Origin of the sequence: Streptomyces sp. NBC_00727 (assembly GCF_045161745.1) — a bacterium.
Taxonomy (GTDB): domain Bacteria; phylum Actinomycetota; class Actinomycetes; order Streptomycetales; family Streptomycetaceae; genus Streptomyces.
In genome coordinates this window covers 1,325,635-1,337,718 of sequence record NZ_CP108981.1, presented here as the reverse complement: position 1 = coordinate 1,337,718, position 12,084 = coordinate 1,325,635, and the positions used below count along the sequence as shown (strand labels likewise).

Sequence of the window (12,084 nt, the reverse complement as noted above, 5' to 3'; positions counted from 1 at the left end):
CTCCCCGTGATCACCGCCTCCGGCATCGAGCTGCGCGCCGGCGCCCGTCTGCTCATCGAATCCGCCAGCTTCCGCATCGCCAAGGGCGACCGCATCGGCCTCGTCGGCCGCAACGGAGCGGGCAAGACCACCCTCACCAAGTGCCTCGCGGGCGAGGGCACCCCCGCCGCCGGCACCATCACCCGCTCCGGCGAGGTGGGCTACCTCCCGCAGGACCCGCGCACCGGCGACCTCGACGTCCTGGCCAGGGACCGGGTGCTGTCCGCCCGCGGCCTCGACGAGATCCTGCGCAAGATGCGGGAGAACGAGGACCGGATGGCGAACGGCAAGGGCGCCACCCGCGAGAAGGCGATGAAGAAGTACGAGCGCCTGGAGACGGAGTTCCTCACCAAGGGCGGGTACGCCGCCGAGGCCGAGGCCGCCACCATCGCCGCCGCGCTCAGCCTGCCCGACCGGGTCCTCGGCCAGCCGCTGCACACCCTCTCCGGCGGTCAGCGCCGCCGCGTCGAGCTGGCCCGGATCCTCTTCTCGGACGCCGACACGCTGCTCCTCGACGAGCCCACCAACCACCTCGACGCCGACTCCATCGTCTGGCTGCGCGACTACCTGAAGACCTACCGCGGCGGCTTCGTCGTGATCTCCCACGACGTCGAGCTCGTCGAGACGGTCGTCAACAAGGTCTTCTACCTCGACGCCAACCGCTCCCAGATCGACGTCTACAACATGGGCTGGAAGCTTTACCAGCAGCAGCGCGAGGCCGACGAGAAGCGCCGCAAGCGCGAGCGCCAGAACGCCGAGAAGAAGGCCGCGGCCCTCAACGCCCAGGCCGACAAGATGCGCGCCAAGGCCACCAAGACCGTCGCCGCGCAGAACATGGCCAAGCGCGCCGACCGGCTGCTGTCCGGCCTCGACGAGACCCGGGTCGCCGACAAGGTCGCCAAGCTGCGCTTCCCGGACCCCTCGCCGTGCGGCAAGACGCCCCTGATGGCGGAGGGGCTGTCCAAGTCCTACGGCTCGCTGGAGATCTTCACCGACGTCGACCTCGCGATCGACAAGGGCTCCCGCGTCGTCATCCTCGGCCTCAACGGCGCAGGCAAGACGACGCTGCTGCGGCTCCTCGGCGGCGCCGAGCAGCCCGACACGGGCCAGGTAGTCGAGGGTCACGGCCTCAAGCTGGGCTACTACGCCCAGGAACACGAGACCCTGGACCCCGACCGCACGGTCCTGGAGAACATGCGCTCCGCCGCGCCCGACCTGGACCTCGTCGCGGTCCGCAAGACGCTCGGCTCGTTCCTGTTCTCCGGGGACGACGTGGACAAGCCCGCCGGGGTGCTCTCCGGCGGCGAGAAGACCCGCCTCGCCCTCGCGACGCTGGTCGTCTCCTCCGCCAACGTGCTCCTGCTCGACGAGCCCACCAACAACCTCGACCCGGCCAGCCGCGAGGAGATCCTCGGCGCGCTGCGCACGTACAAGGGCGCGGTCGTCCTCGTCACGCACGACGAGGGCGCGGTCGAGGCCCTGCAGCCGGAGCGGATCATCCTGCTCCCGGACGGCATCGAGGACCTGTGGGGCGCGGACTACCGGGACCTGGTCGCGCTGGCCTGATCCCCCAGGACTGGATCATTCGGCCTACCCGAGATCCATCATCTGCGTGAGTACGTCTCGTACCCCGGCGCGGCGCCCGGCAGATAGCTGCCGGGCGCACCCATTTCGGTCACCGTTCCCTTGTGGGCTCTGACCTGGACGTTCCTTCCGGGGCGCCTGCCCGCCACCCCGTACGAGCTGCTGGAATGAGGCATTCCGGTCGCACCGGCGCACTCCCGGGGCGCGAATCCGGTCGCAGAGACCTTGCCGAATGGGTGGCCAGGAAGCGCCCGAGGGGTGATCATGAGAGTCCAGAGCGCACTTCCCATGAGGAGGCACGGGTGGCCGAGACTCTGAAGAAGGGCAGCCGGGTGACCGGCGCCGCGCGCGACAAGCTCGCGGCAGACCTGAAGAAGAAGTACGACTCCGGTGCGAGCATCCGGGCGCTGGCCGAGGAAACGGGCCGCTCCTACGGATTCGTCCACCGGATGCTCAGCGAGTCCGGAGTGACGCTCCGCGGACGCGGCGGCGCCACACGAGGCAAGAAGGCCGCGACGGCCTGACGGCCGGCAGCGGGCCGGGGCCCCCGGTTCCGGGTGCGGCCACCCGGTCGATCGTACGATCGATCCGGTGGTTACTGTTCAGTCACTTAGCTTCATGTGCTGACTGCACCCGATCCGGAGGCTCCGTATGACCTCGCTCGACTCCGTGCTCGACAAGGACGGCGTACGACTCACCGTCGACGACGCGGTTGCCACGGTGACCCTCACCAACCCGGCCAAGCGCAACGCCCAGTCTCCCGCTCTGTGGCGGGCGTTGACCGAGGCCGGACGGGCCCTGCCCGGCAGTGTGCGGGTCGTCGTGCTGCGCGCCGAAGGCGTGTCGTTCTCCGCCGGACTCGACCGCCAGGCCTTCACCCCCGAGGGGTTCGACGGCGAGCCGTCCTTCCTCGACATGGGGCGCGGCCCGGAGGCCGGCCTCGACGCGCTGATCGCCGAGTACCAGGAGGCGTTCACCTGGTGGCGCCGCAACGACATCGTGTCGATCGCGGCCGTCCAGGGGCACGCCATCGGCGCGGGCTTCCAGCTCGCCCTCGCCTGCGACCTGCGCATCGTCGCCGAGGACGTCCAGTTCGCCATGCGCGAGACCAGCCTCGGTCTGGTGCCCGACCTCACCGGCACGCACCCCCTGGTGCACCTCGTGGGGTACGCCCGCGCCCTGGAGATCTGCGCCACCGGCCGCTACGTCCACGCCGAGGAGGCCGGGCGCACCGGCCTGGCCAACCTCGTCGTGCCCGCCGCCGAGCTCGAAGGCGCCGCCCGCGACCTGGCCGGCGCCCTGCTGGCCGCGCCGCGCGACGCCGTCATCGAGACCAAGGCCCTGCTGGGTGGCGCCGTCTCGCGCACGTACGAGGAGCAGCGCGCCGCCGAACGGGCCGCGCAGGGCCGCCGGCTCCGCGACCTGGCGGGCGCCCTCGACTGACCCCGGACGGGCCGGCCGGGGGCGCCGCACGCCTCCGGTCAGCCCGCCGCGGTCTCTCCCGACACCGCCGTGATCAGTACCGCGACCGACGGCCGGCCCTCGGACGCCTCCGCCACCGCCTGCCGTACGGCGAGCGCCACGTCGAGCGCGCGGTGACCGCTCTCCGTCGCCAGCTCGACCTGCACGTGGTCCGCGTCGGTCCGCACCGCCGGGCCCAGCACCCCGGTCAGCGCGGCCACCCCGGTCACCCCGGCAGCCGCACGCCCCGCCGCGTTCTCCGCGGGCGCCGGGCGCACCTCCACCGGCTCCGGTTCCACCTGTTCGGACGAGTCGTCCACCAGTCCCGTCACCCGCAGGTCCACCTCGGCGACCACCAGGCCGAGCCGCCGCGCGGCGGCCGACAGAAGGGCCTCGCGCAACGCCTCGGCTGCTGCGGGCAGGGGCCGGTCGGCCGTCGCAGTCATCGTCGCCTCGATCCGTAGGGGGCCCGGCGGCAGCGCGCTCGCGGGCGGGGGCACCTGGGCGGCGGGAGCCGACCCCGGGTCGGCCACGGCGATGCGCAGCTCACCGAGCACCGGCCCGGGCTCCGGGCCCGCCACCGCCCGGCGCAACACCGCGACCGCGGCGCGCTCGGCGATCCAGGCGCCGTCCGCCGGGCCGCCCAGAGGGAGCAGCCGGCCCAGCGAGAGCCGTTGCCGTACCGCCGCCGTCCACGCGTGGGCCCTGTGCGGGCCGTCAGCCGTCGTCATGGCCACCAGACTGCCGTATCCACGGCGCGAGTCGGGGCAAGCGCCCTTAATGTGGGCAAAGAAGTCAAACCTGCCCCGAAGGGAAGAACGGCGATGACCGAGACCCCACAGCGGAACCGGCCCGAGAACTCCGACAACAACGCCTCGGGCGGCAGCAGCCTGACCAAGCGCGGCGGAGGCGACCCCGGCACCCGCGGCCGTACGACGATCGCGGACGGAGTCGTCGAGAAGATCGCCGGAATGGCGGCACGCGACGTCGTCGGGGTGCACGCGATGGGCAGCGGCCTGTCCCGGACGTTCGGCGCGGTCCGCGACCGGGTCCCCGGCGGCTCCAAGTCCGTCACCCGCGGGGTCAAGGCCGAGGTCGGCGAGACCCAGACCGCGCTGGACCTGGAGATCGTCGTCGACTACGGCGTGTCGATCGCCGATGTCGCCCGCGATGTACGGGAGAACGTGGTGGCGGCCGTCGAGCGCATGACGGGCCTCGAAGTAGTCGAGGTCAACATCGCCGTGAGCGACGTGAAGCTGCCCGACGAGGACGATGACGACGACGATTCCGAGTCGCGGGTCCAGTAGTTCCGGCGTTCACAGCGGTTGAGGAGCAGACGATGAGCATGGCTGTGGTCGGCCTGTTGGCCGGGATGGCGCTCGCATTCGCCGGGTACTTCGGCGGGTTCGGTGCCTTTGTGCTGGTGGCCGCCCTCGGGGCGGTCGGCTTCGTCGCCGGCCGCTTCCTCGACGGCGACCTGGAACCCGGCGACTTCTTCCGGAGTCGCGAGCGCGGCGACCGACGGCGGTGACGGCGTTGTCGGGGGCGAGCGGCCCGGTCACGGCCGGGGAGCGGGGAGAGACGCGGATCGCCGACCGGGTGGTCGCGAAGATCGCCGCGCAGGCGGCCAAAGAGGCGGTCGATACCACCCCGAAGGAGGCGGCGTCACCGCGTGCCACGGTCACCGTGCACCGCGACACCGCCCGCGTACGGGTGAGTCTGGAGCTGGGATATCCCGGTGACATCGGCCACCAGTGCGGTGCCGTGCGTCGGCGGGTCGCCGAGCGGGTAAAGGCGTTGGCGGGGATGGAGGTGCCCGAAGTGGCCGTACAGGTCGAACGCCTGCATCCCTCAGGAACGAGTCTCGCGGCACAGGGGAGGATCCGATGACCGAGCCCCACGACCCGGACGACGGCACCCGGCGACCGTCCGACGCCGGGCCGGTGGAGAACGGCGGCGGCGTCCTCGCCCTCGACCAGTCCGCCTCGTCCGCGGCGTACGACCCCGCGCCCGACAAGGAGCGGTCCGAAGGCCGTGCGGGCCGCTTCTGGTCCGCCCGGCGCGTCCCTGCCGGCATCGTCGCCGCGGTGGTCCTCGGGGCGAGCGGCCTGCTCCTCTACGACGTGGCCGCGGTCCGCGCCGGACACCCGGCCATGCAGTGGCGCCGCACCCTCGCGGACGAACTCGCGACGCGCCGGCTCGACGACGTCTGGGTGCTCACCGGCGCCTCGATCGCCGCCGCCCTCGGCCTCTGGCTGCTGCTCCTCGCGCTCACCCCCGGCCTCCGGGACCTGCTCCCGATGCGGCGCGCACACACCGATGTGCGCGCCGCGCTCGACCGGACGGCCGCCGCCATGGTGCTGCGGGACCGGGCCGTCGAGGTGTCCGGCGTGCAGTCCGTCCGGGTCCGGATGGGCCGGAGCAGAGTAGGGGTGCGTGCCGTGGCGCACTTCCGGGAACTCGACGACGTGCGGGCCGACCTGGACACCGCGCTCTCCACGGGCATCCGAGAACTGGGACTCGCCAGGCAGCCGAGCCTGTCGGTCCATGTCCGCCGGCCGGCGAAGAAGGGGTGAACGGCGTGCTCAGGACCGTCAACCGGGTACTGCTGGGCCTGGCCGGGCTGGTGCTGATCTGTGTCGGCGGCGGCGTCCTGGCCGCCGCGACCGGTCTGTCCGTCCCGTCCTGGTGGCCCTGGTACGGCAAGAACGACGTGCTGCTGAGCGAGGCGGACCGTGACCGCTGGCGCGGCGAAGGCTGGTGGTGGCCGGTCGTGATCGCGGTCCTCGCCGTCCTCGTGGTCCTCGCCCTGTGGTGGCTGCTGGCGCAGTTCCGCCGCGCCCGCCTCTCCGAGGTGCTGGTGGACAGCGGCGACGGCGAGGGCGCCCTGCTGCGCGGCCGGGCCCTGGAGGACGTGCTCGCCGGGGAGGCGGGCGCCCTGGACGGGGTGGCCCGCGCCCAGGTCACCCTGACCGGCAAGCGCTCCACCCCGGCCGCCCGGGTCCGCATGCTGATGGAGCCGCACGCCGCGCCGGACGAGGCGCTGGGCCGGCTGAGCGACGAGGCGCTGGCGCACGCCCGGGACTCCGCGGGGCTGGACCGGCTGCCCGCCGAGGTCCGGCTGAAGGCCGTCAAGCACCGGGCCGCGCGGGTGAGCTGACGGGCGGGGCGGTGGCGCGGGCCCCGCGCCACCGCCGTATCACCGCGTGCGGCTCAGAAGCCGTGCCGGTGGCCGCCGTCGACCGGCACCATGATGCCCGTCAGATACGAGGCGGCGGGGGACAGCAGGAACGCGGCCGTCCGGCCGAACTCCTCCGGGGTGCCGTAGCGGCGCAGCGGGATGTTCGCCTCATTGGCGGTACGCGAGGCCTCCGCGTCGCCGGAGAGCGCGTCCAGCTCCCGCACCCGGTCCGTGTCGATCCGGGCCGGCAGCAGACCCACCACCCGGATGCCGCGCGGGCCGAGCTCGTCGGCCATCGACTTGGCGACGCCGGCCAGGCCGGGGCGCAGCCCGTTGGAGATGGTCAGCCCGGGAATCGGCTCGTGGACGGAGCCGGAGAGCACGAAGCCGATGACCCCGCCCTCGCCGAGCGCCGCGGCGGCCGCCCTGGCCAGCCGTACGGCACCCAGGAAGACCGACTCGAAGCCCGCCCGCCACTGCTCGTCGGTGTTGTCCGCGATGCCGCCGGGCGGCGGGCCGCCGACGCTGATCAGGATGCCGTCGAGCCGGCCGAGCCCCTCCCGGGCGGCCTCCACCAGCTGTTCGGCCGACGCCGGGTCGGCGTTGTCGGCGGCGAGCCCCACGGCGTCCGGGCCCAGTTCGGCGGCGGCCTCCTGGGCGCGCTTCTCGTCCCGGCCGGTGATGATCACCTTCGCGCCGTCGGCCACCAGGGCGCGCGCGGTGGCGTAGCCGAGCCCGCGCGTCGCTCCGGTGACGATGTACACACGGTCCTTCAGTCCAAGATCCATGGTCCTATCCTGCCGTGCCGCCCCCGGCGCCGTCCTCGGCGGCCCGCGCTTCGGCGGGCTGCGCCTCGGCCAGCGCCACCGCGGTGCCGACCAGGCCGATGTGGCTGAAGGCCTGCGGGAAGTTCCCGAGCTGGCGCTGCGCCACGGTGTCGTACTCCTCGGCCAGCAGGCCCACGTCGTTGCGCAGGTCCAGCAGCTGTTCGAACAGCTCGGTGGCCTCCTCGGTGCGCCCGGTCAGCCGCAACGCGTCGGCCAGCCAGAACGAGCAGGCCAGGAACGCGCCCTCGCCGCCCGGCAGCCCGTCGATCGAAGGGCCGTCGGTGCTGTAGCGGCGCACCAGACCGCCGCCGCTGCCCAGCTCCTGGCGCACGGCGTCCACCGTGCCGATCACCCGCGGGTCGTCCGGCGGCAGGAAGCCGGTCCTGATGACCAGGAGCGTCGCCGCGTCCAGCTCCCGGGAGCCGTACGACTGGGTGAAGGTGTTGCGCACCGGGTCGTAGCCCTTCTCGCACACCTCCCGGTGCACGGCGTCCCGCATGGCCCGCCAGCGGTCGGCGTCCCCGGCCAGCGTGGGATCCTCCTCCAGGCTGCGCACCGCCCGGTCGGCCGCGACCCAGGCCATCACCTTGGAGTGCACGAAGTGGCGCCGCTGCCCGCGGATCTCCCAGAGGCCCTCGTCGGGCTCCCGCCAGGTCGACTCCAGGAACCCGAGCAGGCTGAGCTGGAGGCTCCAGGCGTGCGGCTTGTCGTCCAGACCGGCGTCCCGGGCCAGCCGGAGCGAGTCGATGACCTCCCCGTAGACGTCCAGCTGGCGCTGGCGCACCGCGGCGTTGCCGATGCGGACCGGGGCGGAGTTCTCGTAGCCGCGCAGCCAGGGCAGCTCGGACTCGGGGAGTCTGCGCTCGCCGGCGAGGCCGTACATGATCTGGAGGTCGGCCGGGTCGCCGGCGACCGCGCGCAGCAGCCAGTCCCGCCAGGCGGCGGCCTCCTCCAGATAGCCGGCCGAGATCAGCGCGCCGAGGGTGAGGGTGGAGTCCCGCAGCCAGCAGAAGCGGTAGTCCCAGTTCCGTACGCCGCCGATCTCCTCGGGCAGCGAGGTGGTGGGAGCCGCGACGATGCCGCCGGTCGGGCCGAAGGTGAGCGCCTTGAGGGTGATCAGCGAGCGGACCACCGCGTCCCGGTACGGCCCCTCGTACTTGCAGCGCGCGGACCACTCGGCCCAGTCGGACAGGGTGTTCTCCAGCGCCTCGTAGGGGGCGACGCGCTTGGGGCGCGGCGAGTGCGAGGGGTGCCAGGTCAGCACGAAGGCCACCTTCTCGCCCTCGGAGACGCTGAAGGAGGAACAGGTGGAGAACTGCTGGCCCCACGTCTTGACCGGCGGTTCGCTGCGCAGCCAGGCGGAGTCGGGGCCGGCGACCGCGACGCGGTGGCCGTCGGAGCGGCGCATCCACGGCACGATGGACCCGAAGTCGAAGCGCAGGCGGATCACCGAGGTCATGTCGACGGTGCCGCTGACGCCCTCGACGATCCGCATCACATCGGGTTCCTTGTCGCGCTGCGGCATGAAGTCGATGACCTTGACCGTGCCGGTGCGCGTCTCCCAGTACGTCTCCAGGACGAGGGACTCGCCCGCGTACGACCGCCGGGTGCAGGCGTCCGCGCCCTTGGGCGCGATCCGCCAGTGGCCGTTGTCCTCGTCGCCGAGCAGGGCGGCGAAGCAGGCGCCCGAGTCGAAGCGGGGCAGGCACAACCAGTCGACAGAACCGTTTTTGCCGACCAGGGCCGCGGTCTGGAGATCGCCGATGAGGGCGTAGTCCTCGATGCGTGGGGTCACGTTCTGGCGTCTTCCCGAACCGGGCGCCCGTTAAGCAGGCAGCCTGCCAGGAGAGGTGCGCGTCACCGTCGCGGAGCGGTGTCAGGCCTGCGCGGGCTCGGGCTCCGGGGCCGCGTCCTGCTCGGCGGCGGCCGCCGCTTCCGCCGCCGCCACCCGGTCGCGCTTCTCGCGCCGGGCCAGGACCACGAAGCCCACCGGCACACCGGCGGCGAACAGCCACCACTGCACGGCGTACGCCATGTGCGGGCCGATGGAGCTGTCGTCGGGGGCCTCTATCACCTCCGGCGAGCCGTTCTTCGGCGCCGGACCGGTCAGCTCGATGTAGCCGCCGAGCACCGGACGGCCGAGCAGCCGGGCCTGCTGGGCGCCGTTGATCAGCATCACCTGACGGTCCGGAAGGTCCGAGATGTCCTTGATGCCGCTCGCGCCGGTCGTCTCGTCGGCCTTGAGCCGTCCGGTGACGGTCACCTCGCCCCTGGGTGCGGCCGGTACGTCGGGGAAGGCGTGCTGGTCCGCGGCGGACGGGACCCAGCCGCGGTTGATCATGACCGTGCCGCCGCCCTTGAGGTCGAACGGGATCAGTACATGGACGCCGATGGAGCCGTCGTTGGCGGTCCTGCGGCGCACGACGACCTCGTGCTTCTCGTCGAACGTCCCGGTCGCCGTCACCGTGCGCCAGTAGTCGGCGCGCGGAACGGTGTGGCCGGGGGAGGTGAGCCGGGACACCGGGACCGGGTCCGCCTTGAGGTTGCGCGAGATCAGGGCGTTCTGCGCGACCTTGTGCTCGTGCCGGTGCAGCTGCCAGAAACCCAGCTCGATCATCGTGGGGATGAGGACGAGCGAGAGGAGGGCGAGGATCAGCCACTGCCGGGTCATCAGGAAGCGGTACACCCCACGACGGTACAACCGCTCGCGGGGTGCACCGCGCACCGGGGTGGCCGAAGGGGTGGCCGTCCCGTGTCCTCAGACTCTGTCGACGATGCCCACCTTCCCCTCCGCGCGGGCGCAGTGCCCGCCGCAGAACCAGTGCCCGTCGACCTCGACCCCCTGGCCGATGACCTGCACCCGGCAGTGCTCGCAGATGGGCGCCATGCGGTGGATGGCGCAGGCGAAGCAGTCGAAGACGTGCACCGCGCCCTGCGCGTGCACCTCGAAGGACATCCCGTAGTCGTTTCCGCAGACCTCACAACGTGCCATGCGCCACAGGGTGGGACGCGAGGGCGGCGGCGGGTGGCCGGCGGGCGGCGAGTCGCCCCCGGTTCACTCCGATGACGGCGTCGGCGCCGGCACCTTCGCGACGGCCGGCGCGACGTCCCGCAGAAGATGCGTGAAGGCGCTCTCGTCCAGGACCGGGGTGCCGTACGCCTTCGCCTTCACCGTCTTCGACGTCGCCGAGTCCGGGTCGTTGGTGACGAGCAGACTGGTCAGCCGGGAGACGCTGGTCGCCACGTGCAACCCCGCCTCCACCGCCCGGTCCTCCAGCAGTTCACGGTCGACCGAGGTGTCCCCGGAGAACGCCACCCGCATGCCCTGCATGAGCGGTTTGTCCTTGTCGTACCGCCCCGGGTTCGGATACGGGCACGCCGGACGCCTGCGCGAGGCGCGCCAGGTGCCCTGTCCCCCGTACGAGGACGAGGAGCCGGTCCGCGGGGTCATCGGCGAGTGCGACCACTCGGTCAGCGGCAGGCACTCCAGGAGCGGCAGCCGCACCCCGCCCCGCGCCGCCGCGTGCAGGCTCGGGCGGAACGCCTCGGCCAGCACCCGGGCGTCGTCCAGCGCGTGGTGCGCGCGCTGCTGGACCACGCCGAAGTGCTCCGCCAGCGACGCCAGCTTGTGGTTGGCCAGCGGCAGCCGGAGCTCCTTGGCGAGCGCGATGGTGCACAGCCGCTGCCGGACCGGGGCGGTGACCGAAGCGCGCGCGTACTCCCGGGCCAGCATCGACCAGTCGAACGCGGCGTTGTGCGCGACGAGCACCCGGTCCGCGAGCCGCTCGGACAGCTCGGCGGCGACCTCCGGGAAGAGCGGGGCCCCCTCCAGCACGTCGCTCGTCAGCCCGTGGATCCACACCGGGCCGGGATCGCGCTCCGGATTGACCAGCGTGTACCAGTGGTCCTCGACGTTGCCCCGCGCGTCCAGCCGGTAGACGGCCGCGGACACTATCCGGTCGTCCCGGGCGAGCCCGGTGGTCTCCACGTCGACGACCGCGTACCCCTGCGGGTAGGCGGCCGGCCACGGTGCTGCGGTCTGCGGGTCGTCGAGCATGGTCACAGAGAATACGGGCCGTGTCGGACAGTCCCCTATTCGGTGGCGCCCCGGCCCTTGGCGGACCGTCACCCCGCAGGTGCGTGCCCGGGGGCGGCGCGAGGTGAGACCATCCCGGGATGACGCGACCGCCGGAGCACGACGAACCGCACAGCACCGGCCTGGGCGCCCGGCTCAACTGGCTGCGCGCCGCCGTGCTCGGGGCCAACGACGGCGTCGTCTCCACCGCCGGGCTCGTCGTGGGCGTCGCCGGCGCCACCGACGACCGGGGCGCCCTGCTGACGGCCGGCCTGGCCGGGCTGCTCGCCGGGTCGCTGTCTATGGCGGCCGGCGAGTACGTCTCGGTGTCCACCCAGCGCGACTCGGAGAAGGCCGCGCTGGCCACCGAGAAGCGCGAGCTCCAGGAGGCCCCGGAGGCCGAACTCGCCGAGCTGACGAGCCTGTTGGAGGGCAAGGGTCTGAGCCGCGAGGTCGCCCACGAGGCCGCCGTCCAGCTCACCGAGCGCGACGCGCTGCGCGCCCACGCGGAGGTCGAGCTGGGCATCGACCCCGACGACCTCACCAACCCCTGGCACGCGGCGGGCGCCAGCTTCCTCGCGTTCACCGTCGGCGCCCTGCTCCCCCTGCTGGCCATCGTGCTGCCCCCGTCCACCGTCCGCGTCCCGGTGACCGTGCTCTCCGTCCTCGCGGTGCTGGCCGTGACGGGCTGGTGGAGCGCCCGCCTGGGCGAGGCGGCGGCGGGCCCGGCGGTGCTGCGCAACATGGGCGGGGGCGCGGTGGCCATGGCGGTGACGTACGTCGCGGGGCATTTGCTGGGGGCGGCGGGGGTGTAGGAGCCGGGTGCTGTCGGAAGTCACCAAAGGCTGCTGACAACAGGTCTCGCATACTTGTTGGTAACAACGTCTGGTCCCCGGCCGACCCCGGCCCTACGGTGC

The 12,084-nt window shown here is 73.0% G+C and carries 15 protein-coding genes; 9 read left to right on the top strand and 6 right to left on the bottom strand.

Annotated features, from left to right (window positions below):
- Positions 1-6: 6 nt before the first annotated feature.
- From OG242_RS05900 to OG242_RS05890, 3 genes are all read left to right on the top strand, one after another.
- On the top strand, positions 7-1,605 hold the full coding sequence (locus OG242_RS05900; RefSeq protein WP_018518903.1) for an ABC-F family ATP-binding cassette domain-containing protein: 1,599 nt from the start codon (positions 7-9) through the stop codon (positions 1,603-1,605).
- 320 nt (positions 1,606-1,925) lie between these two features.
- Positions 1,926-2,147: a helix-turn-helix domain-containing protein gene (locus tag OG242_RS05895; protein WP_018518904.1), complete on the top strand. Its 222-nt coding sequence runs from the start codon at positions 1,926-1,928 to the stop codon at positions 2,145-2,147.
- A gap of 127 nt (positions 2,148-2,274) precedes the next feature.
- Positions 2,275-3,066 carry an enoyl-CoA hydratase/isomerase family protein gene (locus OG242_RS05890; protein WP_405897127.1) on the top strand — a complete coding sequence of 264 codons (792 nt, stop codon included), beginning with the start codon at positions 2,275-2,277 and terminating at the stop codon, positions 3,064-3,066.
- A gap of 38 nt (positions 3,067-3,104) precedes the next feature.
- Here OG242_RS05890 and OG242_RS05885 read toward each other — a convergent pair whose 3' ends face one another.
- The gene (locus tag OG242_RS05885; protein ID WP_405897126.1) at positions 3,105-3,815 is read right to left on the bottom strand and encodes a hypothetical protein; all 711 of its coding nucleotides are present in this window, start codon (positions 3,813-3,815) and stop codon (positions 3,105-3,107) included.
- A 93-nt stretch (positions 3,816-3,908) separates the two neighbouring features.
- Here OG242_RS05885 and OG242_RS05880 point away from each other — a divergent pair, with 93 nt between their 5' ends.
- The 5 genes from OG242_RS05880 to amaP are packed head-to-tail and all read left to right on the top strand — an operon-like array spanning position 3,909 to position 6,244.
- Positions 3,909-4,391, top strand: coding sequence for an Asp23/Gls24 family envelope stress response protein (locus tag OG242_RS05880; protein WP_405897125.1), 483 nt, complete (start codon positions 3,909-3,911; stop codon positions 4,389-4,391).
- 32 nt (positions 4,392-4,423) lie between these two features.
- Positions 4,424-4,615, top strand: coding sequence for a hypothetical protein (locus tag OG242_RS05875; RefSeq protein ID WP_405897124.1), 192 nt, complete (start codon positions 4,424-4,426; stop codon positions 4,613-4,615).
- A 5-nt stretch (positions 4,616-4,620) separates the two neighbouring features.
- The gene (locus OG242_RS05870; RefSeq protein ID WP_405901517.1) at positions 4,621-4,974 is read left to right on the top strand and encodes an Asp23/Gls24 family envelope stress response protein; all 354 of its coding nucleotides are present in this window, start codon (positions 4,621-4,623) and stop codon (positions 4,972-4,974) included.
- Positions 4,971-5,660, top strand: a complete 690-nt coding sequence (locus OG242_RS05865; protein ID WP_405897123.1) for a DUF6286 domain-containing protein — start codon at positions 4,971-4,973, stop codon at positions 5,658-5,660. The genes OG242_RS05870 and OG242_RS05865 overlap by 4 nt, the downstream gene beginning before the upstream one ends.
- Positions 5,657-6,244, top strand: coding sequence for an alkaline shock response membrane anchor protein AmaP (gene amaP, locus OG242_RS05860; protein WP_405897122.1), 588 nt, complete (start codon positions 5,657-5,659; stop codon positions 6,242-6,244). The genes OG242_RS05865 and amaP overlap by 4 nt, the downstream gene beginning before the upstream one ends.
- A gap of 53 nt (positions 6,245-6,297) precedes the next feature.
- Here the strand turns inward: amaP and OG242_RS05855 are convergent, their stop codons facing one another.
- From OG242_RS05855 to OG242_RS05835, 5 genes are all read right to left on the bottom strand, one after another.
- Entirely contained in the window at positions 6,298-7,053 is a 756-nt protein-coding gene (locus OG242_RS05855) for an SDR family oxidoreductase (RefSeq protein ID WP_405897121.1), read from the bottom strand.
- A gap of 4 nt (positions 7,054-7,057) precedes the next feature.
- Positions 7,058-8,887 carry a glycoside hydrolase family 15 protein gene (locus OG242_RS05850; RefSeq protein ID WP_405897120.1) on the bottom strand — a complete coding sequence of 610 codons (1,830 nt, stop codon included), beginning with the start codon at positions 8,885-8,887 and terminating at the stop codon, positions 7,058-7,060.
- Between the two features lie 81 nt (positions 8,888-8,968).
- Positions 8,969-9,778, bottom strand: coding sequence for an SURF1 family protein (locus OG242_RS05845; RefSeq protein WP_405897119.1), 810 nt, complete (start codon positions 9,776-9,778; stop codon positions 8,969-8,971).
- A gap of 72 nt (positions 9,779-9,850) precedes the next feature.
- Positions 9,851-10,084 carry a hypothetical protein gene (locus OG242_RS05840; RefSeq protein ID WP_026171732.1) on the bottom strand — a complete coding sequence of 78 codons (234 nt, stop codon included), beginning with the start codon at positions 10,082-10,084 and terminating at the stop codon, positions 9,851-9,853.
- A 63-nt stretch (positions 10,085-10,147) separates the two neighbouring features.
- Entirely contained in the window at positions 10,148-11,155 is a 1,008-nt protein-coding gene (locus OG242_RS05835; RefSeq protein WP_405897118.1) for a DEDDh family exonuclease, read from the bottom strand.
- Positions 11,156-11,268: 113 nt separating this feature from the next.
- On the opposite strand from OG242_RS05835, the gene OG242_RS05830 reads away from it, so the two are divergent.
- On the top strand, positions 11,269-11,982 hold the full coding sequence (locus tag OG242_RS05830; protein ID WP_405897117.1) for a VIT family protein: 714 nt from the start codon (positions 11,269-11,271) through the stop codon (positions 11,980-11,982).
- Positions 11,983-12,084: the final 102 nt, after the last annotated feature.